This is a genomic window from Dyella koreensis (genome assembly GCF_044904565.1).
In the GTDB taxonomy this organism is placed as follows: Bacteria; Pseudomonadota; Gammaproteobacteria; order Xanthomonadales; family Rhodanobacteraceae; genus Dyella_D; species Dyella_D koreensis.
Map to the genome: position 1 here is coordinate 341,886 of NZ_JADIKD010000009.1, position 19,277 is coordinate 361,162.

Consider the following 19,277-nt stretch of genomic DNA (forward strand, 5'->3'; position numbering starts at 1 on the left):
CTCACCGAGGTACAACGTGAATACCACGACAGATACCGTGCGCCGTGTTGATTACGGCCAGATCCAGCATCACACCTTCCAGCGATCGGCAACCACCGGCCACGACTTCGAGAAAACGCTGCAGCTCGTACGCGAGACACTGCTGGATGCTGATCTGTGGATCGTCCACGAGATCGATCCGCAGATGCTGCTGAAGAAAGGCGGCTACGCGATCCACCAGACCCGGCAGATTCTGTTCTTCCATCCGCGCTACATGGTCCGCCTGCTCGGCCTCGATCCCTCGGCCTTGCTGGAAGCACCGCTGAAGATCGTTGTGATGGCCGATGCGTCGGGCAAGGTCATGTTGCGCTGGCACGATCCGGAAGCGTTGTTCTCGAAATACGGCGTGGATGGTTTGATCGAGCTTGGGCGGGAGTTCAGCGAAATCTATGCGGCTATCGTCGCCAGGCTTGGTGCTTCTCTTTGATCATCGGCTAGTGTGTCCAGACAGCGGTTAATGCTGACGACGGTGTCTTGGCGCGTCTTCGAAGTTTCTGGCGTTGCATTGCCTCCTATGCTTGTCTCGCCCCCCCCCTTCAGTCGCAAGGGGGCTGGGGGTAGCTCTTGGTTTGTGCTCTCCAGGGTAGGGTGTTGTGGCCTGGCCGCTTACGCAGCGGGCGTTCCGCCTCGCTGCCGCGAGCCGGGTCACTTTCTCTTTGTTGGCCCAACCCCCCGAGGGGGCCTAGAGAGAAAGTAACCAAAGAGAAATGGCCTGAGAGCAGGCGGTGGGCTTTGTAGCTGCGCATCGTCCAGTGCCAGACATCGGGATGGCTTCGCTTCTTGCTCCGCTCTCTTCCGGGACGAGTTGGCGTTGTCAGAGCCACACGCACTCTTCCCCTCCCCCTGCTTGCGACGCGAAGCTAGTCCCGTGGGACAGGGGGAGGCCGGGAGGGGGTAAGCCCTTGCGACAACCTCTCCCGAGACGCTTTCTCAAGTACTCACCCCTCCCCAACCCTCCCCTGCAAGCAGGGGAGGGGGCAGGAGCAAACCCGACGTCTGACACTGGACGAAGCGTGGCTACGAAGCACACCGCGCTCTTCCGACCATTTCTCTTTGGTTACTTTCTCTCTAGGCCCCCTCGGGGGGTTGGGTCAGCAAAGAGAAAGTGACTCGGGCGCCGGCAGGCGTCCGAAACGCCCGCTGCGTAAGCGGCCAGGTCGCAACAACCCAACACCATCAAAATAGGAACCCACACACCTACCCCCTAAAAATCTCGACCAGGCTCACACAAGCCGAGCACAGCACCACTCATCACCACAAACACACCGGTTGTCACACCGAACGCGACGGCGGCATAAACCTGGTCTAGCCTCGCGGCGATCCGTCGACGAGGAAAGCCCATGCACTGTTTGCCGATGCTCGCGCTCCTGCTCACCATGAGCGGCGCCGTTGCCGCCGCGCAGGTGGCCGCGCCTACGGTGTTCGCGCCGGGCGTCGTCTCCGGCCCCGACGATGAAGGCGCGGCCGCTTTCGCGCCGGATGGCAGCGCGGTGTATTTCATGCACAGCGTGGGCGATGGCGGGGACATCCTCGAATCGCACCGCATCGGCACGCGCTGGTCGACGCCGCGCACGGCACCGTTCTCCGGCCACTGGCGCGATCTCGATCCGGCGATGGCACCGGATGGTTCGTATCTGGTGTTCGTTTCCAATCGCCCCGCCGCAGGCCATGGCGCACCGATCGACGCGGTGCGCGGCACGCGCCGCACGCCCGGCCATGGCATGAATCTGTGGCGGGTGGCGCGGCAAGGCAGCGGCTGGGGTACGCCGGTGCGGCTGCCGGATGCGGTGAACAGCTGCTCCATGAGCTTTGCGCCGAGCATCGCCGCCGACGGCAGCCTGTACTACATCGGCTGCGCGCCGGACGATAGCCTGCATCTGAAACACGCCACGTTCCGCGATGGCCGCTACCAGACACCCGAGCTGGTCGCGCTGGGCGACACCGATGCGCAGATCCGCGATCCCGCCGTTGCGCCTGATCAATCCTTCATGGTGGTCAGCATCCAGCGCGCACCGAAGCAGGGGCATCGATTGGCGATCGCTTTCGCCACGCCGCAGGGCTGGAGTACGCCACAGGATCTCGGCGACGCCGTGAATGAGGGCACGCATGCGATGGGCGCGCAACTCGGCCCGGACCACCGCACGCTCTATTTCTACAGCGACCGTCGCGTTCCCGGCGAAACCGCCGACTGGAACCGGCAGGGCGACAATATCTGGCAGGTATCGCTGGCGCCATGGCTGGAACAGCACCCGACCAGGCCGTGAGGCACTTTCCCGCGCACGTTCGCCGTCACACACTGCCCCGACGCAGACCTGTCGCGGCCGTCATTGAGGGTGAAGTGTTCACACGCTTGAAGTCACACCGGCTGGGTATGCCGGCCCTGATGCTGGGGTTCTGGACCCTGATTGCGCTGTCGTACGCGCTCAGCGGAGGGCTGTCTTCGATCAGCGAAGGCCAGGTGGCGAACTGGTCGCGCTTGCTGGTGTGGAACTTCGCCGATTTCTATCTGTGGATGGCGCTGGTACCGCTGGTGGCCTGGCTGGGGCGCGCGAGTGCCGGCCGGGGCTGGCAGCGCTTCGCCGCGGTGCATGTGCCGGCCAGCTTGCTCGTGGCGCTGGCGCAAGTGCTGGTGCACCTGACGATCTACTGGACCGTGTGTGGCCCGGGGCGCGCGCCGGTAAGCACGTTCGGCGGTTTCCTGCGCATGCAACTCGCCTTCAGTTATCACTTCGCCCTGCTGATCTACTGGGTGATTCTGGTAGTGCTGCGCGGCCTGGATTCGCAGCGCCGCCTGCGCGACGAACGCCTGCGCAATGCGCAGCTGGCATCGCAACTGGCGCAGTCGCAATTGCGCACGCTGCGGGTGCAATTGCAGCCGCACTTCCTGTTCAACACGCTCAATGCGATTTCCGCGCTCGCGCTGGCTGACCCGATCCAGGCGCGCCTGATGATCGCCCGCCTCAGCGACCTGTTGCGCCTGACGCTGGAGGAACGCCACGCGCTGGAAGTGCCGCTGTCGCGCGAGCTGGAATTGCTGCGCTGTTATCTGGACATCCAGCAGGTGCGCTTTCAGGACCGGCTGAGCACCCACCTGGATGTGGCGATGGATACCGTGCACGCGGCGGTGCCCAGCATGATCCTGCAACCGCTGGTGGAGAACGCGCTGCGCCACGGCCTGCTGGACAAACCCGAGCGCGGCGAGCTGCAGGTCGTGAGCCGTCGCGAAGGCGATCAGCTCTATCTGCGCGTGGACGATGACGGCCTGGGTCTGCCGGAAGGGATGTCCGAAGGGCTGGGCCTGGGCAATACACGCGCACGCCTGCAAGTGCTGTTCGGCAGCGACGCCAGCGTGGCGCTGGCACGCAAGGCGGAAGGCGGCACGCGCGTGGAACTGCGTTTCCCGTTCCGCGAATACATCACGGAACCCGCCGCATGAACCCACCGCCGATCCGCACCCTGCTGGTGGACGACGAAGTGCTGGCGCGGCTGGCTTTGCGCCAGGCTTTGGCCGCGCATCCGGATGTCGAGATCGTGGGCGAATGCGGCAACGCTGCCGAAGCCATGCAGGCTATCGCTGCACTGGAGCCAACGCTGTTGTTTCTGGATATCCGCATGCCCGGCATGGATGGTTTCAAGCTGCTGCATCGGCTGAAACCGGAGACGCTGCCCATGGTGGTGTTCGCCACCGCTTACGGCCAGCACGCGCTGCGCGCCTTCGACGCGAATGCGCTGGACTACATACTCAAGCCTATCGACCAGGCGCGTTTCGACCAGGCGATGGCGCGCGTGCGTCAGCAGTGGCTGGGTATGCAGGTACATGCCACCGCCAGACCGGAAGCACTGCAGGCGCCACCTGCCCCGGGCCATGCACAACGCATCAGTGTGCGCATCGGCGAGAGCATCCGCGTGATCGCCACCGACGACATCGACTGGATCCGCGCGGACGGCAACTACGTGCAGATCCACGTCAGCGGCACCAGCTATCTGCATCGCGAAACGCTACGGCACTTGCTGGATACGCTGGACCCGGCGCGCTTCCTGCGTATCCATCGCGGCACGCTGGTCAACGTGGAGCGCATCCGCGAAATCCATCCGCTGTTCCAGGGCAATGCCGACGTGGTGCTGCGCGATGGCACGCGCCTGAGTTTGAGCCGGCGCTTTCGCACACACGCGCGGCGTGCGCTCGGCATGGCCTGAGCCGGCCACGCACACACGCGACCGCTCGCCACACCACGGGCACCGCTCGTCACAAAACAGCAGCGCGCGACGCTCGCCTCTCCGATCATGACGGCAGGTCGTATCGATCCGTCAACTGACAGGGAGCACGCATGACATTGAAGACCTTTGCCTGGGCCACGGCTTTTGCGCTGGCTTGCAGCGGGCCGGTGAAAGCCGCCGAGCTGCTCGGTGCCGGTGTTATCTCCACCGGCTTGCAGGAGACCACTGCGGCGTTGTCGCCGGATGGCAAGACGCTGTATTTCCTGCGCTCCGACTTTGCCGAGAAAGACGACACCATCCTGGTCGCGCACCGCCGCGGCGATAGCTGGTCCACGCCGGAGGTCGCTTCGTTCTCCGGCCAGTGGCACGACTCCGAACCGGCCTACGCGCCGGACGGCAAGCGCCTGTACTTCGTCTCCAACCGTCCGCCGCATACGGGCGAGGCGCCCGTGACCGCCGAGATGGGCGGCCAGACCTTCGCCGGAACCAACCTTTGGTACGTCGAGCGCCAGGCCGATGGCCGCTGGGGCGAGCCGGTGCACGTGGAAGGCGCGCTCAACGAAGGCGCCATGCTCTACAACCCTTCGGTCGCGGCCAATGGCGATATCTATTTCTCCGCGCACCGTCCCGACGCCGGCAAGCTCTACCAGATCTACGTCGTGCACCCCACCGGCAACGGCTACTCCGCGCCGCAGCGCGTAGAGCTGGGCGACCTCACGCACAACCGCATGGACCCCTGCGTCGACCCGCAGGGTCGCTTTCTTCTATTCGCCGGCAATGAAGGCGACTCGCTCGGCAGCGCGGACATCTATATCGCCTTCCGCCAGGGCGACGGCAGCTGGGGCAAACCCGAACACCTGGGCGGCGACGTGAACACCGCAAGTCTGGAAAATGCGCCCACGCTGGGGCCGGGCTTCGGGGAGCTGTATGTATCCAGCAATCGGCAGGAAGAAGTGCATTTTCCAAAAGCGCGCGACGACGCGGCGTCGTTACAGAAACGGCTAAACGGGCCACTCAATGGTTCGCGCAATATCTGGCGTGTGGATATTGGTGATGTGCTGCGGGCGCATGGGATCAAGGGGTAGCTAGTTGCGCGTTGCTCCCTCCCCCTGCGAGCAGGGGGAGGAGAAATGCGCCGACTGAGATTCAACGTTGATCTGTGCCGTATAACGAACTCGCCAAGTGACATACCCGATCGCTGGTCCAAGGCTTTGAATCCAGACACCCACGCGACGCGCCACTGATTACTGCCACCTACTGTCAGCAATGGCCACGCCGAGGCGGTCTACCCAGTAGGTTTCCTCCGCCCCTGCGGGCATCATGGATGGACTGCTTCCCCAGGCTCCCCGCTCATGTCGTCACGTTCTGCCGTTGCTCCCGTCGCGCTTGCGGTTGGCGTGCTGGTGATCGCCATGGTTTCGTACCAGTGCGGCGCATCGCTGGCCAAGCACCTGTTCCCGCAGGTCGGTGCCCAGGGCGCGACGGCCTATCGATTGGGTCTCAGCGCGCTGATCCTGCTGTTGTGGCGGCGGCCGTGGCGGCGGCTGGGCAGCCAGCGCGACTGGCGCTCGCTATGGGGCTATGGCCTTTCGATCGGGGCGATGAACCTGGTGTTCTATATGTCGCTGCGCACGATCCCCCTGGGCATCGCGGTGGCGTTGGAATTCACCGGGCCACTCGCGCTCGCGCTGTTCGGGTCGCGCCGGCTGATCGACTTTGTGTGGATTGCGCTGGTGATTGCCGGACTGGCCTTGCTGCTACCGCTGCATGCACAGGCGCAGGCGCTCGATCCGGTGGGCGTGATGTACGCACTCGCCGCCGGCGTGGGCTGGGCGCTGTATATCGTGCTGGGGAAGAAAGCGGGCGCGGCCTACGGCGGGGATGCGGTAACGCTGGGTACGTCGATCGGTGCGTTGCTGGCGATTCCGTTCGGTGCCGCGCATGCGGGCAGCGCGCTGCTGTCGCCGGCACTGCTGCCGTATGCGCTGGGCGTGGCCGTGCTCAGTTCCGCCCTGCCGTACACGCTGGAGATGATCGCGCTGACCCGATTGCCGGCGCGCACCTTCAGCACACTACTGAGCCTGGAGCCGGCCGTCGCGGCGATGGCCGGCGTGGCGCTGCTGGGCGAACGGCTCACCCTGCTGCAGTGGCTGGCCATTGTGGCGATCATCGTGGCTGCCGCCGGTACGGCGTTGAGCGTGCAGCGGCCCGCGCCGTCAGTCAACTGAGGGTTAGGTCAAGCACTTTGGCGCCGCCGCCTAAGAGGCTGCCGTCCGCAAGCCCGCGTTTCCAGTCCGGCCTGGTCTTTGGATCAGCCCGAGGATTGGCAATCACTGCGAACCCTTTGGCATCCCGCGGCGGCATCCAGTGCCTCGCCTTGCAACCCATTAAACCCAATCCTCATCCAGCGCATCCAAGGTCGGATTGATCACGCTACGGCATGTCCACTGGGATGGGGGATTCGATATGACATTGACGCGCATGCTTGCCAGGTTGGCGGCTTTTTGCCTGCTTTCGCTTGGAGTGACGACCGCCTCCGCGACGGAGGCGACTTATCGTCCAACGGTGTCCTCCGTGGACATCGGGCATTTCTGGGAGGCGTATGACGCCGCCATCAAGGCGGACGACCCGGACCAACAGCGTGCCATCCTGCAGCGCCTGTATATCGATCGCGGCACGCCCGGACTACAGGCCTTTATGCAGGCCAAGGGCTATACCGCCCAGTCCTATGTGGACGCCATTCGCAGCTATCCGCGTTACTGGGCATCCATCCGGTCACATACCCTGCGCGCGCCGTCGGCCATCGCCGCGCTGGAGCCGGAGCTGCGCAAGTTCCAGGCGCTTTACCCGGAGCTACGGCCCGGCAGCATCTACTTCGCTGTGGGCGCATTGAAATCCGGCGGTACGACACAGGGCGACAAAGTCCTCATCGGCGCCGAGCTGGCTACGGGTGACGAAACCGTCGACATCTCCGAGATGACACCGAAGATGCAGGCATGGTTGACCACCTACTTCCACAGCCGCCCTTTCGACAACATGGTGCTGCTGACCGTGCATGAGTTTGTGCACACGCAGGAACGCGGACCAGGCCAGAACCTGCTCGGCCAGGCAATCTACGAGGGCGTAGCCGACTTCGTCGCGGAACAGGTCACCGGCCGCAAGCCACAGCTGCCCTACATCGACTACGGCCCGAAACACGGCGAGGCTATCAAGACCGCATTCGTCAAGGACATGGCCGATGAAGACACCAGCGGCTGGCTCTACAACAACACCAACAACCCGTTCGGTGTGCGCGACCTCGGCTACTACGTGGGGTATGCCATTTGCCAAGCGTATTACCAGAAAGCACCCGACAAGCAGGCCGCGATCAAGCAGATGATCGAACTGGACTTTGCCGACAAGCAGGCCGTGAAAGCCTTTGCGGACAAGTCGCACTACTTCGATTGAGCGCGGCCTTAGCGCCGCGTCGCCAGCACCCCATCCAGCGCCAGCTGCGCCTTGAAACCCGCCTTCTCCAGACGCTTCGCCACTTCGCGCGGCACGTCACGGTCACTGGTGAGTTTGTTGGGGCTGCCGGTGTAGTGAAACAGGCGTCCGTTGCGGCGGAGCACGCGCGCAAGCTGGTCGTAGAACACCTGTGAGTAGAGTTCGCCGGCGATACCGAAACGCGGCGGGTCGTGCAGCAATGCATCCACCGAAGCGTCGGCGAGTTGCGCAATGGCCTGCGATACATCGGCATGCGTGAGCTGAAGGCGTCCGCCGTTGGCTGGCTCATCCGGGTCCGGTGACCACGGATTGAGTGTGCGCAACCACAACACGTCGGGGTTTTTCTCGAACGAGTGGATGCGCGCCACGCCCGCTTCCAGACAACACGCCGCGAAGTAGCCGAGGCCACCGCAGGTATCGAGCAGCACTTTGCCGCGCGGCTCGACCAGCGCCACTTTGCGGCGCGCATCCTCGAACGGCGATTCCTTCGCGGTGGGCAGCATCTTGATGCCGTCGATCTCGAAGGTAGGCGCGCCCCACTCGGTGGGCACCAGCTTGATCAGCGAGCCGGAGAAGCGTGACACCGGCACGAACTCATCGCCGTCCCAGTAATAGATCGTGCGGTCTTTCAGTTTGTTGGGATATGGGTAGTGCTGGCCCTTCCATTGCCAGGACTCCGCGTGCAGCAGCGCGCTGCCGTTCGAGCGGCCGAGATCCAATGACCCGGTCCACTCGCCCGTGCCGGCATCGCGTACGGCCAGCAGAGTCTCGGCGAGAGAACGAGTGAGAAGAGGGCCGGAGTAATGCGGGACGATGGGTAATCTCCTGGGATGAGCGAGTGCTGATTTTTGTGCAGCAACGTTGGGGTCAAACGCGACGCATCGCCCTTCGGATGCCGTGAAGCGACAGGTGATTTTAGAGTTATCAGAGACAGACATCCGCCATGGTCCCGGGGGCGGACCTTGAAGTCCAGGCCGCACTGCCCTGACTGTCTCTGAACGAGCGTGTCGCGGGAAATGATATCCCGTGCTTTCACTATCGCCACCCAACGGCGCATGGTTCTTCGCATAGAGGGCATTCCAGACGCGGTGCCATCACCGTTTCAACTCGAAGTCCGATGCTAGATTGACTCCCGCAACAGCGAGTTACACCCACCATCAACCGAGGGGATTCACCTATGAAGAAGTCATTCGCTCGTGCCGTGTTCGCCGCCCTGGCTGTATTTGTCTCGGGGGCGGGTATGGCTGCTACTCCATCCACCGATCTGGGTAAGGCGTGGCCCAACACCACGGATGTCAGTGCGCATCCGAATTACCATGTGTACGCGTTCACGCTGGGTGGCATTCGCTACCTTCAGGTCAACGACGCGAACGGCAACGTTCTGGGTGCCGTCGGCACGGCGGGCGGACAGTTCATCACGCTGCCCATGGGCCGGTTTGCACAGTTGGTCGCTACGCCGCAACAGCCTGCTGCCGTGGCCACGCGTGCCAAACCCACCGCCGCATCGGCCATGGTTTACAACGATGGCGCGACGGCGATGACGGCAACGCCGATGACCGATGGCACCGTTCTGCTTCGCGCGGCGCCGTCACAGACGATATGCGATCCGATTGATTGCAACATCAAGGCGCAGACTGCGGTGGCGTGCGATCCAGTCGACTGCAACATCAAGGCGCAGGCCCTGACGGCGTGTGATCCGGTCGATTGCAATATCAAGGCGAAGACTCTGACGGCGAGTCAGACGGCATGCGATCCGATCGACTGCAACATCAAGGCACAGACCCAGGCGGTATGCGATCCGGTCGATTGCAACATCAAGATGAAGACCCAGGCCGTCACTCAGGCGGTATGCGACCCGGTTGACTGCAACATCAAGGCACAGTGATCTGCGCCTCCATCCCGGCGGCGTCAGTCGTCGGGATGGGGCGGGTTGAGCAACTGGACGACAAGCCGTCGCCCCTTGCGCAACGGTCGCTCACGCACTTGGCCCTCGAACGTGGCCGCACGATCGACGATGGCTTTGCGACCGAGTCCGCTGGTGCTGCGACGCAGCCGGGGCAGTAGTTCGTCCCATTGAATGTGGGGCAAATGAACAGGATTCGCGCGCGCGTCCACCTGGACTACGACCCATAGCCTTCCTCGCGTCCCGCACCGGACTTTGACGAGGATGTCGGAGATGTCGCGCTGGGCGCAGGCCTCCGCAATGGCTTCGCCGATGACGCGATAGATCGCCACGTGGGTCGACTGCGTGAAGAGACTCAGGGGTCCGCGCACATCGCACCAGAAATAGATGCCGGCCTCGGCCAGGGTCCGGGCCAGGGCGCCTTCCCGCAGCGCGCTGATCAGGCCGCGCTCGCGCAGTGCCAAGGGGTAGAGGCTATCGGCCACGCGGAACAGTTGGTCCTGTGTGCTCAGCGCCTGCCGGTGATAACCCGCATCCTCGATCACCGGCTGCAGATGACGCAGCCGGCCGAGCATCCTGAAGAACACGTTGTCGATGGACTCGCGGATCTGATCCAGCGCCTGCGCGGTGACGCGCATTTGCGCTTCGCCCAGATGGACATTGCGTTGCGCCAGCGCGTGCGCGCGGCGCATGTCGGCATGCCCCTGCTCCGCGCGCCGGTCCAGCACGGCGATGCGGGCGCCCACCAGCAACATGGTGCTGATCGCCATGGCGATCAGCGTTTCGGCCTGGAGCGTCGCGTAGTCGTTGCGCGCCGGCATCAGCGCCATTATCGCAAAGCTGGCCCAGGTGCCGCCCATCGCAGCGCCCCGCCAACCGTGGCGCAAGGCGAGCCAGATAACAGGCAGGAACATCGCCATCTGCGCGATTTCGCGAACACGCGGATCATGAAGCCCCAACCACACCAGGAAGGCGAGCATGGGGACGGTCAGCAAAACTCCTTCGACCATCAGGCGGCTTTCGACGACCTCGTGCGCCCACTCCCGCCACCGGCCCTGCGCGTCGATGAACAGCTGACGGAATACGAGGCTGATCGGCGTGATGGTCAGGATGCCGAGGAAATTACCCAAGACCAGCCGTGCGCCGACCTCGCCGTAATGCAATACATATCCTGGCGGTAGCGGCGTAAGGAGAACCTGGCCGATGGTCACCAGGGTTGCGATGCCCGCAACGATAAGCGAACACAACAGCAGCGCCGGCATGTTCACTGCGCTGCTCTTCGGGAACAGATCCCAGCGCTGGCGGAACAACCACACCACCGGGATGAAATAGCAGATCGAAGGAATAAGGTTGACCAGCGACCAGACCAGCCCGAACTGCGGATAACAAGTGATGCTTATGTACGCCATGCGCGCCATGCCGCCGACGATCAGCGCGGGCCAATACTTGTATCGGGTGAGCAACAGAACGCTGAGATGAAAGCCTGTCAGGATGATCCAGTGCGGGATCGACAGTTGCCGAAACAAAACCAGCGCAGCGCCATACGAGGCGGCAATCGCTATGTTTCGAAAAAGGGCCCCTGCCCACGGTCTACTCTGCATCACTCCACCCCTCATGGAATCCCTGACGCCAGACCAGCTTGGATTGTGGATCGTCGATGGGTGCGTCCATCCCCAATGAAGCACGCACCGTGACCCGGCATGTTAGCGCAGTGGCGGTGCCGGGGTGGAGCAGCACTGCGAACTGTGCGCCAGGGCGTGAAAGTGGTTTCACCCGGGGGCGGTGTAATAAAACCCGGATGATCGGGAAGTCTTTACGGCCGCCTGGCCTTCCTTGGCTCAGACCTGATTAGCGTCGAAGCTCAGCTTGAGTCCCTCCCCTGCTCGCGATGCAAAGCTAGTCCCGTGGGACAGGGGAGGGCTGGGGAGGGGTGGGTACTTGAGAAAGCGCTCCGGGAAAGGTTTTCTCAAGGGCTCACCCCCTCCCAACCTCCCCCTGCTAGCAGGGGGAGGGGAAGAGCACTACTAGTGAAGATTTTCGCAAGCTTGTGCCTTACCCGCGCTTCTGTCCGATCGCTTCCAGTTCGCCAAGCACATCATCGGCAAGCACCAGATCGGCGGCAGCCAAGTTTTCCTTAAGATGCTTCGTTGACGACGTGCCCGGAATCAACAGCATGTTGGGCGCGCGTGCGAGCAGCCACGCGAGCGCCACCTGCATCGGCGTCGCACCGAGGCGTTGGGCGACAGCCGACAAAGTCTCGGATTGCAGTGGCGTGAAACCGCCGAGCGGAAAAAAGGGAACGTAGGCAATGCCCTTCTGGCCGAGCTCATCGATCAGCGCGTCATCATGGCGATGCACGAGGTTGTAGTGGTTTTGCACACAAACCACGGGAGCGATGCGATGCGCCTGTGCCACCTGCGCGGAGGTCGCGTTGCTCAGGCCAAGGTGGCGTATCAGTCCCTGCCGCTGCAGCTCCGCCAGCGTAGTGAACTGCTCCTCGATCGAGCCTTCGCTGGGTTCGTGAACATTACCCATGATGCGCAGGTTCACCACGTCCAGCACATCGAGACCGAGGTTGCGCAGATTGTCGTGCACTGCACGCGTCAGCTCGGCGGGACTCTGCGCCGCATGCCATGACGCGTCGGCGCCGCGCGTCGCGCCGACCTTGGTCACGATTACCAGGTTCTGTGCGTAGGGATGCAACGCTTCGCGGATCAGCTGATTGGTGATGTGCGGCCCATAGAAGTCGCTGGTGTCGATGTGATCCACGCCGGAAGCCACCGCTTCGCGCAGCACCGCAAGCGCGGCAGTGCGGTCTTTCGGCGGCCCGAACACGCCGGGGCCCGCCAGTTGCATGGCGCCGTAGCCCAGCCGGGTCACCTTGCGGTCGCCCAGCGAAAACGTCCCCGATTTCATTACGTTGCTCATATGGCCTCCAGGAAAAGTGCGGTCGGAATGTGGCCGGGGGCGACTATAGGCATGGACTGACTGCGCGATAATCCGGTCAAATCGGCACGGGCTGTGCGAGGTGGCGAACAATGGCGACAGATCACCAGGATCTCTTTGCGTTCCTGGCGGTGGTGCGGGCGGGGGGCTTCCGCGAAGGGGCCCGTATCAGCGGCACCTCCGCCTCGGGACTGAGCGAGGCGGTGCGGCGCCTGGAAACGCGTCTTGGCGTCCGCCTGCTCAATCGCACCACCCGCAGTGTCCTGCCGACCGAAGCCGGCGCTCGCCTGGCCGAACGGCTCGTGCCCGCGTTCGGCGAGGTCGAAGCCGCGCTGGATGTGGTCAACAGCTTCCGCGACCGCCCCAAGGGAACGCTGCGGCTCAACGTGCCCGCCACTGTTGCGCGTCTCGTGCTTCCTTCGATCGTCACGCCGTTTCTCAAGACCTACCCCGAGATCAAGCTGGAAGTGATCGTGGAGGACAGCTTCGTCGACGTGCTGGCGGCGGGCTGCGACGCCGGCATCCGCTACGACGAGCGGCTGGAGCAGGACATGATCGCCGTACCCATCGGCCCGCGCGTTCAGCGCTTCGCCACCGCGGCGTCACCGGACTATCTCCGTGCAAGGGGCCGCCCCGAACACCCGCGCGATCTACTGAGTCATGCCTGCCTGCGCGGGCAATTCGCCAGCGGCGCGATTCCCACGTGGGAATTCGAACGCCGTGGAGAGATCGTGCGCGTCGATCCCACCGGTCCGCTGATGGTCCGCCTGGGCGCCGCGGTGGATCTGGCCATTGAAGCCGCTGTGGGTGGCCTGGGTGTGATCCACCTGTTTGAGGAATGGCTGCGCCCTCACCTCGACAGCGGCGCACTCGAACCGGTGCTGGAACCATGGTGGCAAACGTTCACCGGTCCGTTCCTCTACTACTCCGGGCGCCGCCACCTGCCCGCGCCGCTGCGGGCATTCGTCGATTTCATCAGGGCGGGGTGATGGCGGTTTACGGCGGGTTTCGCCGGATTTCCAGTCGAGCGTGGCGAGCCATCCGGGTCCGGAAAGCCTGGGAATAACCCCCTCTCCAGGCCAGGGGCGACCCTGGTCTTATGGACGATGGCGACCTCTTACGAATGCGCCTATCGTCCTCCAACGCATATTCCATATGCGTACTTGCGCGGACGCTTATCGGCACGACCGGTATCGGCGTTCCACCGGGGGCGCGGTCACCTAACGAAACGAACAGGAGACCAGTGTTATGAAGACTCGACTGCTCATCGCAGTGGCGGTCATGGCGTTCGCTACCTGCGCCTTAGGCGCATCTCCAACGACCCTCAAACTGCAACGAGGGGGCACCACAGTACCCACGACCACACCCGTTGGGGGAGCCCCGCTGGCAAGCCTGGAACTGGACCCGGCGATGGCGGCCGGCGATGCCGATTCGGGCGACGGCGGCGACCTCGGCGCGCCACCGGTAGTGAATCGCAGCATTGCCCATGGGCACGCCGGCAGCAACAGCATAGGGAATGCCAAGCGCGCCAAGTCGAGCCCCGAACTCCTTGGCGGCTTCGACGGCCTCAATTTCCACGACCAGCGCTACTCCAATGGCGGCAATCAGTTCTCGGTGGAGCCGCCCGATCAAGGGCTGTGCGCCGGCAATGGATTCGTCATGGAAAGCGTCAACGACGTATTGGCGATCTATGGCAGCGCCGGCAACAAACTCGTCGGACCGGTCGATCTCAACACGTTCTACGGCTACCCCGCAGCGATCAATCGCAGCACCGGCGCATACGGCCCCAGCATCACCGACCCGTCCTGCTACTACGATGCGAGCACGCAGCGTTGGTTCCAGGTGGTGTTGACGCTCGACCGTATTGGCACGACGTCGGCGCTGGCGGGCACCAATCACCTCGACATCGCGGTCAGTCAGACCGCCGACCCCACCGGTGCATGGAACATCTATCACTTGCCGGTGCAGAACAACGGTACGCAGGGCACCCCGGATCACGGCTGTGCGGGCGGGTTCTGCCTGGGTGACTATCCCCACATCGGCGCTGACGCGAACGCGATCTTCCTGACCACCAACGAGTTCGCACTGTTCGGCCCTGGCTTCTATGGCGCGCAGATTTACGCCATCTCCAAGCAGGGACTGGCGTCGGGCGGCACGGCGAATGTCGTGCTGTTCAATGGTGGCGATCCGAGCATCCCGGCGCCCGCGTTTACGGTGTGGCCGGCCATCTCGTCCGGCGGGCAGTATGCCGGCGCGCATGGCGGTACCGAATACCTTCTCAGTTCGGACGCCGTGTTCTACGACTCGGGTACGTCGAACACCATCTGGCTCTGGTCAGTGTCGAACACGCAGGCGATCGACACCATGCCGTCGGCCTTGGCGCTGAACGTTGCGCCATTGACCGTGCAGCCCTATGCGGTGCCGAGCAGCCTGGCGCACCAGAAGCCGGGTAGCACGCCTTTGCGTGACTGCTTTGCCCTGCCCAGCTGCGCGCCGGTTTATCTCGGCTACCCGAGCATCGTCTACCCCGCACCGCGCGACCTGGCGGTGAATGATTCGCGCATGCAGCAGGTGAGCTACGCCAACGGCAAGCTCTGGGGAACACTGGATACCGACGTCCTGCTGGGCGACGGCAGCCATGGCTCGGGCATCAACTACTTCGTCATCAATCCGAACTCCGGCGGCATCTTTGCCAACGGCACGCTGTCCTTGCCCGACGCGAATCTGACCTACGGTGCCGCGGCCGTCACGCAAAGTGGACGCGGCGTCATCGCATTCACCGTGGTTGGACCCAACGACTATCCAAGCGCTGGCTACGCCGGCCTGGATGCCAAGGTTGGTGCGGGCGACGTCCATATTGCCGCGGCAGGCGCAGGTCCCTGGGACGGCTTTACCGGCATCCCCTACCTCGGCGGTGGCCGGCCGCGCTGGGGCGACTATGGTGCGGCGGCGGCTGACGGCAACACGATCTGGCTCGCATCCGAGTACATCGCACACACGTGCACTCTGGCCCAGTACTTGACCCCTCCGCTATTCCAATGCGGCGGTACACGCGGTGCCCTAGGCAACTGGGCGACACGTATATCGGCTATTGGACTCTGAGTTTTCGGTAAAGCGACAAGCAACGGGCGCGATGGAGAGCACACCATCGCGCCCGTTTTGTTCTTGAAATGGAAGAAGATGAATCCGTTCCTTTACTCCATCAGTCAGGCGTAGCTCCTGGTGCAACATCGGAACCAGGATGCCGCTTGGGCCAGTCATTTCGCCTGACCAACACGCGCTTCCCTGCGGCGACCAGTTCTTTAAGAAGCCTGCGATCAATGAATCCTGTTTTCAAAGCGTCCAGTAATCGCCCAGGCTCTATCAGGCGTGCGCCATCAGGAACGAATGTCGTCATGGGTAAGCCATCGTGCCCCAGATTCACGAGATAGCCCGCCGATTGGAGTGGTGCCTCGTCGGCTAGAACTGCCCGGAATAGATCGCTGGATACTTGTTCACCGGCATGGCATGCCAGTGCCCGGGCGAGATGAGCTCGTGCCAGCAGTCCCTGCAGGCCAAGCCTGCGAATCACTGGCGCGACATCTTGAACAAACCAACGGTGAAACACTCGAACCGAAGCACTGTGGCCGTAATAGAGACCGAGTAAAAAATGCACGCCATTCTCGGTAAGCGCGCAGACCCACTCCGATCCCCCCAACCCCTGGAAGCAATGCTGCGCTTTTAGCGAATCAGGGATGTCACCCAGGTCCATCTCCAGCGTTGTCCCCGTCCTTGGCGCCACCGCTGCATGTACGTCAGTCGCTGCAAACCAGCTACTTCCCTCTTGGGTTACTGAACGAATTTCGTACTGCTTATAGTGGAACGTATGAAATGACGCTCTCATCACTCGGCGTCCCACTGAACTCTCGAATTCCTCCGGCGTCATACAAGACCTCCTCCGCTATTGCGCATTGACACCATGCCAATGCGTCGAGGTCATGGTGGCGCCACGAAGTGCTTGTAGTGAGTGAGCCGCGTCTCCTGATCTCGCGCCATGCCGGGCCATTATGAAATCGCGCACCCGCTTCATGTTTTCCCAAGGCATGACTCGCGCCACACTGCATCGGCGTCAGCCACGATGTCATCGCGTTGACTCCGCGCCGAAACGCGCTTCAATTTACGCTTGCAGCGATCGCCGCGGCGCAAGGTCGGCTGAACCTTGATGACGTGCGTTCTGTAGAGACAAGCCCCTTCGTTCGGAGTTGAAGACGTTGAGCATTTCATTCAAAAACCTGGGCCGTTCCATCGGCCTATCGGTCGCGCTGGCACTGATGGCGCCGTCGGTGATGGCAAGTTCTTTCGTTCACCCGGGTGCCTTGCATACGCAGACCGATTTCGATCGCATGAAGACGCAGGTGGCGCAACACGCACAGCCTTGGACGGATGGCTGGGATGTGCTGATCAAGAATTCCCATGCGTCACTGAATTGGACACCGCGCCCTCAGGCCATGATCTACCGTGGCTATGACGGCACTCACCGGGAGAACTATGCGGTGCTGTTCAACGACGCCGCCGCGGCGTATGCGCTTGCCCTGCGCTGGAAGGTGAGTGGTGACGACGCCTATGCCGACAAGGCCGTCGCCATTCTGGACGCGTGGTCCAAGACGTTGACCGGGATCGACGGTACATCCGACAAGTTTCTGGCGTCAGGTATTTACGGCTACCAGCTCGCCAACGCCGCAGAGATCATGCGCAGCTACAAGCGCTGGCCGGCGCAAGATCTCGCTCGCTTCAAGACCATGATGCTCAACGTCTTCTACCCGATGAACCACGAGTTCCTGGTGCATCACAACGGCGCGAAGATCGATCACTACTGGGCCAACTGGGATCTCGCCAACATGTCATCCATGCTGGCCATCGGCATTCTGGCGGATCGTCACGATATCTACGACGAGGCCGTCGAATACTTCAAGCACGGCGCAGGCAATGGTTCCATCGAACACGTGGTGTGGAAGATCTATCCCGATGGCCTTGGGCAGACCCAGGAAAGCGGGCGCGACCAGGGGCACAACACCCTCAACGTGGCGCTATTGGGTGCGTTCTGCCAAATGGCCTGGAATCAACACGACGACCTGTTCGGCTATGACGAAAATCGCGCACTCAAGGGCGTCGAATACATCGCCAAATACAACCTCGGGCAAGACGTTCCCTACACAAGCTACAGCAACAGCGATGTAACGCAGCCAACCATCTCAAGTAACGGGCGCGGCAATACACGCCCGGTGTGGGAGCTGTTCTACAACCACTACGTGGTGCTCAAGGGACTGGATGCGCCTTATCTCCGCACGGCCGCCGAGAAAGTGCGCCCCGAGGGTGGTGGCGGCAACTACGGCCCCAATAGCGGCGGATTCGACCAGCTTGGATATGGCACGCTGACTTATACGTTGAAGTAGCGGCAAAGACATCGCGGGCAAGTTGGTTGGCGGACCGAGGTCAGATCTTGTGGCCGCCATGCCGCATCAAGGTGACCCACTTGATCAAGTTGGCGGCTGTATCCCGTAGTGGATACAGAGCGACGCATCGATAGATCTGCCTCCGATCCCGATGCGCATACGCTTCATAGATGGACGCCTCTTCGCCGTTGGCTGGTGATTCACCACTCCAGTCTGGCCATCATCGATGCCGAGGGCGGGGAGGAGTCCATCTCATCGCGTGGATCGGAAGCGGACGCTTTTCAGCTTTCCCCTGCCGACCGTGAGCAGCAAGGGCGCCTTCTGCCGCGCCCTGCTCTGAATGAAGCGCGTGCCATCTACGGCACGCGTCGCCCTACAGCGGTGTTTGAGCGCGCAGCGATGCGAGTGAGCACCAGCCAGGCGAACAGGGCGACGGCGATGCCCACGACGATCGACGCGATGCCGATCAGCGGCTCGATCCCCGCCACTCCCTTGAGCTGTGCGGACAGTGCGGCGAGCATCACGGGTACGCCGATGTTGTGCAGCCAGAACTGCCACACGGCCAGGCGTCCCTGGGTGATGGCCGGGTAGGCCAGGCCGATCAGGCCGAACAGCGACATCGACACCCAACCGAGCAGGTTGATGTGTGCATGCACGGCCAATAGCGAGTGGTCGCCGGAAGCCCCCATGATGATGCCCAGTGCGACGGCAATGACGAAGTAGATGGCGGCCACGCGGAACCACGCGCGGCTAAGGGTGTTGTCGGTCATCTCGCTCTCCTCGGTGGAAAGGGGGTCAGGCAGCCGTCGCGGACGGGGGCGACTGCAACTGCTGCAGGATCGAAGCGAGGTCGATCCACACGTTCTCGCGCTTGATCTTGCCGTCGGGCGCCATGTTGAACACATGCAGCAGGCGAAATACGAGTCGCCGGCCGCCGCCGGGGATACCGAATGGCGTGCCTGGCGCCATACCTTCCCACAGGCTCTCGTCGACGACGAAGTCCGGCCCGTAGTACCGATGCAACGTAGTCACTTTCTCGCCGGACAGGTCGGCGAACAGTGCGTCATAGAAGCCACGCGCTGCCTTTTGTCCGCATAGCGGACCGGCGGGAGACCCCACCACCTCGTGCTCCACATCATCGACCATCGTGCTCAGCACGCCGTCGACATCGTTCTCCGCCTCGAAACGGAAGTGGCGGTCGATCATGTGATCGAACTGTTCTTTTGGAATGGCGTTCACACGGGCTCCTTTCG

General features: G+C 62.9%; 17 protein-coding genes. 11 read left to right on the top strand and 6 right to left on the bottom strand.

From position 1 onward, the window contains the following. Window positions 1-16 precede the first annotated feature (16 nt). From ISS97_RS08910 to ISS97_RS08940, 7 genes are all read left to right on the top strand, one after another. Complete coding sequence (locus tag ISS97_RS08910; protein WP_379985177.1) at window positions 17-466, top strand: DUF302 domain-containing protein; 450 nt, start codon at window positions 17-19, stop codon at window positions 464-466. Between the two features lie 913 nt (window positions 467-1,379). Then, window positions 1,380-2,303: a TolB family protein gene (locus tag ISS97_RS08915; protein ID WP_379985176.1), complete on the top strand. Its 924-nt coding sequence runs from the start codon at window positions 1,380-1,382 to the stop codon at window positions 2,301-2,303. Between the two features lie 74 nt (window positions 2,304-2,377). After that, window positions 2,378-3,475, top strand: coding sequence for a sensor histidine kinase (locus ISS97_RS08920; RefSeq protein ID WP_379985175.1), 1,098 nt, complete (start codon window positions 2,378-2,380; stop codon window positions 3,473-3,475). Beyond that, on the top strand, window positions 3,472-4,236 hold the full coding sequence (locus tag ISS97_RS08925; RefSeq protein WP_379985174.1) for a LytR/AlgR family response regulator transcription factor: 765 nt from the start codon (window positions 3,472-3,474) through the stop codon (window positions 4,234-4,236). Before ISS97_RS08920 ends, ISS97_RS08925 begins: the two co-directional genes overlap by 4 nt. Window positions 4,237-4,367: 131 nt before the next feature. Continuing rightward, complete coding sequence (locus ISS97_RS08930) at window positions 4,368-5,342, top strand: TolB-like translocation protein (protein ID WP_379985173.1); 975 nt, start codon at window positions 4,368-4,370, stop codon at window positions 5,340-5,342. Window positions 5,343-5,609: 267 nt separating this feature from the next. Then, complete coding sequence (locus ISS97_RS08935; protein WP_379985172.1) at window positions 5,610-6,485, top strand: EamA family transporter; 876 nt, start codon at window positions 5,610-5,612, stop codon at window positions 6,483-6,485. A gap of 346 nt (window positions 6,486-6,831) precedes the next feature. After that, window positions 6,832-7,704, top strand: a complete 873-nt coding sequence (locus tag ISS97_RS08940) for a DUF2268 domain-containing putative Zn-dependent protease (protein ID WP_379985171.1) — start codon at window positions 6,832-6,834, stop codon at window positions 7,702-7,704. Between the two features lie 8 nt (window positions 7,705-7,712). On the opposite strand, the gene ISS97_RS08945 is transcribed toward ISS97_RS08940, so the two are convergent. Further along, window positions 7,713-8,558 carry a class I SAM-dependent methyltransferase gene (locus tag ISS97_RS08945; protein ID WP_379985530.1) on the bottom strand — a complete coding sequence of 282 codons (846 nt, stop codon included), beginning with the start codon at window positions 8,556-8,558 and terminating at the stop codon, window positions 7,713-7,715. 386 nt (window positions 8,559-8,944) lie between these two features. On the opposite strand from ISS97_RS08945, the gene ISS97_RS08950 reads away from it, so the two are divergent. Then, entirely contained in the window at window positions 8,945-9,628 is a 684-nt protein-coding gene (locus tag ISS97_RS08950; RefSeq protein WP_379985170.1) for a hypothetical protein, read from the top strand. Between the two features lie 23 nt (window positions 9,629-9,651). On the opposite strand, the gene ISS97_RS08955 is transcribed toward ISS97_RS08950, so the two are convergent. Then, window positions 9,652-11,262, bottom strand: coding sequence for an MASE1 domain-containing protein (locus ISS97_RS08955; RefSeq protein WP_404580077.1), 1,611 nt, complete (start codon window positions 11,260-11,262; stop codon window positions 9,652-9,654). A gap of 436 nt (window positions 11,263-11,698) precedes the next feature. After that, entirely contained in the window at window positions 11,699-12,574 is an 876-nt protein-coding gene (locus ISS97_RS08960; protein ID WP_379985168.1) for an aldo/keto reductase family oxidoreductase, read from the bottom strand. Between the two features lie 110 nt (window positions 12,575-12,684). Between ISS97_RS08960 and ISS97_RS08965 the strand changes: the two genes are divergently transcribed. Both ISS97_RS08965 and ISS97_RS08970 read left to right on the top strand, forming a co-directional pair. Continuing rightward, window positions 12,685-13,581 (top strand): LysR family transcriptional regulator, encoded by an 897-nt coding sequence (locus tag ISS97_RS08965; protein ID WP_379985167.1) that lies wholly within the window; start codon window positions 12,685-12,687, stop codon window positions 13,579-13,581. A 259-nt stretch (window positions 13,582-13,840) separates the two neighbouring features. Beyond that, entirely contained in the window at window positions 13,841-15,694 is a 1,854-nt protein-coding gene (locus ISS97_RS08970) for a hypothetical protein (RefSeq protein WP_379985166.1), read from the top strand. A 100-nt stretch (window positions 15,695-15,794) separates the two neighbouring features. On the opposite strand, the gene ISS97_RS08975 is transcribed toward ISS97_RS08970, so the two are convergent. Further along, window positions 15,795-16,517 carry a BRO-N domain-containing protein gene (locus ISS97_RS08975; protein ID WP_379985165.1) on the bottom strand — a complete coding sequence of 241 codons (723 nt, stop codon included), beginning with the start codon at window positions 16,515-16,517 and terminating at the stop codon, window positions 15,795-15,797. A gap of 325 nt (window positions 16,518-16,842) precedes the next feature. Here ISS97_RS08975 and ISS97_RS08980 point away from each other — a divergent pair, with 325 nt between their 5' ends. Continuing rightward, entirely contained in the window at window positions 16,843-18,024 is a 1,182-nt protein-coding gene (locus ISS97_RS08980; RefSeq protein ID WP_379985164.1) for an alginate lyase family protein, read from the top strand. 356 nt (window positions 18,025-18,380) lie between these two features. Here the strand turns inward: ISS97_RS08980 and ISS97_RS08985 are convergent, their stop codons facing one another. Both ISS97_RS08985 and ISS97_RS08990 read right to left on the bottom strand, forming a co-directional pair. Further along, entirely contained in the window at window positions 18,381-18,794 is a 414-nt protein-coding gene (locus ISS97_RS08985; RefSeq protein ID WP_379985163.1) for a TonB-dependent receptor, read from the bottom strand. A 25-nt stretch (window positions 18,795-18,819) separates the two neighbouring features. Beyond that, window positions 18,820-19,263 (bottom strand): ester cyclase, encoded by a 444-nt coding sequence (locus ISS97_RS08990; RefSeq protein WP_379985162.1) that lies wholly within the window; start codon window positions 19,261-19,263, stop codon window positions 18,820-18,822. Window positions 19,264-19,277: the final 14 nt, after the last annotated feature.

Excerpts from the sequence above, each read along its gene's own strand:
- ISS97_RS08915 (WP_379985176.1), top strand. The coding sequence starts at position 1,380 with ATGCACTGTTTGCCGATGCTCGCGCTCCTGCTCACCATGAGCGGCGCC.
- ISS97_RS08925 (WP_379985174.1), top strand. The coding sequence starts at position 3,472 with ATGAACCCACCGCCGATCCGCACCCTGCTGGTGGACGACGAAGTGCTG.
- ISS97_RS08930 (WP_379985173.1), top strand. The coding sequence starts at position 4,368 with ATGACATTGAAGACCTTTGCCTGGGCCACGGCTTTTGCGCTGGCTTGC.
- ISS97_RS08935 (WP_379985172.1), top strand. The coding sequence starts at position 5,610 with ATGTCGTCACGTTCTGCCGTTGCTCCCGTCGCGCTTGCGGTTGGCGTG.
- ISS97_RS08955 (WP_404580077.1), bottom strand. The coding sequence starts at position 11,262 with ATGAGGGGTGGAGTGATGCAGAGTAGACCGTGGGCAGGGGCCCTTTTT.
- ISS97_RS08960 (WP_379985168.1), bottom strand. The coding sequence starts at position 12,574 with ATGAGCAACGTAATGAAATCGGGGACGTTTTCGCTGGGCGACCGCAAG.
- ISS97_RS08965 (WP_379985167.1), top strand. The coding sequence starts at position 12,685 with ATGGCGACAGATCACCAGGATCTCTTTGCGTTCCTGGCGGTGGTGCGG.
- ISS97_RS08970 (WP_379985166.1), top strand. The coding sequence starts at position 13,841 with ATGAAGACTCGACTGCTCATCGCAGTGGCGGTCATGGCGTTCGCTACC.
- ISS97_RS08975 (WP_379985165.1), bottom strand. The coding sequence starts at position 16,517 with ATGACGCCGGAGGAATTCGAGAGTTCAGTGGGACGCCGAGTGATGAGA.
- ISS97_RS08985 (WP_379985163.1), bottom strand. The coding sequence starts at position 18,794 with ATGACCGACAACACCCTTAGCCGCGCGTGGTTCCGCGTGGCCGCCATC.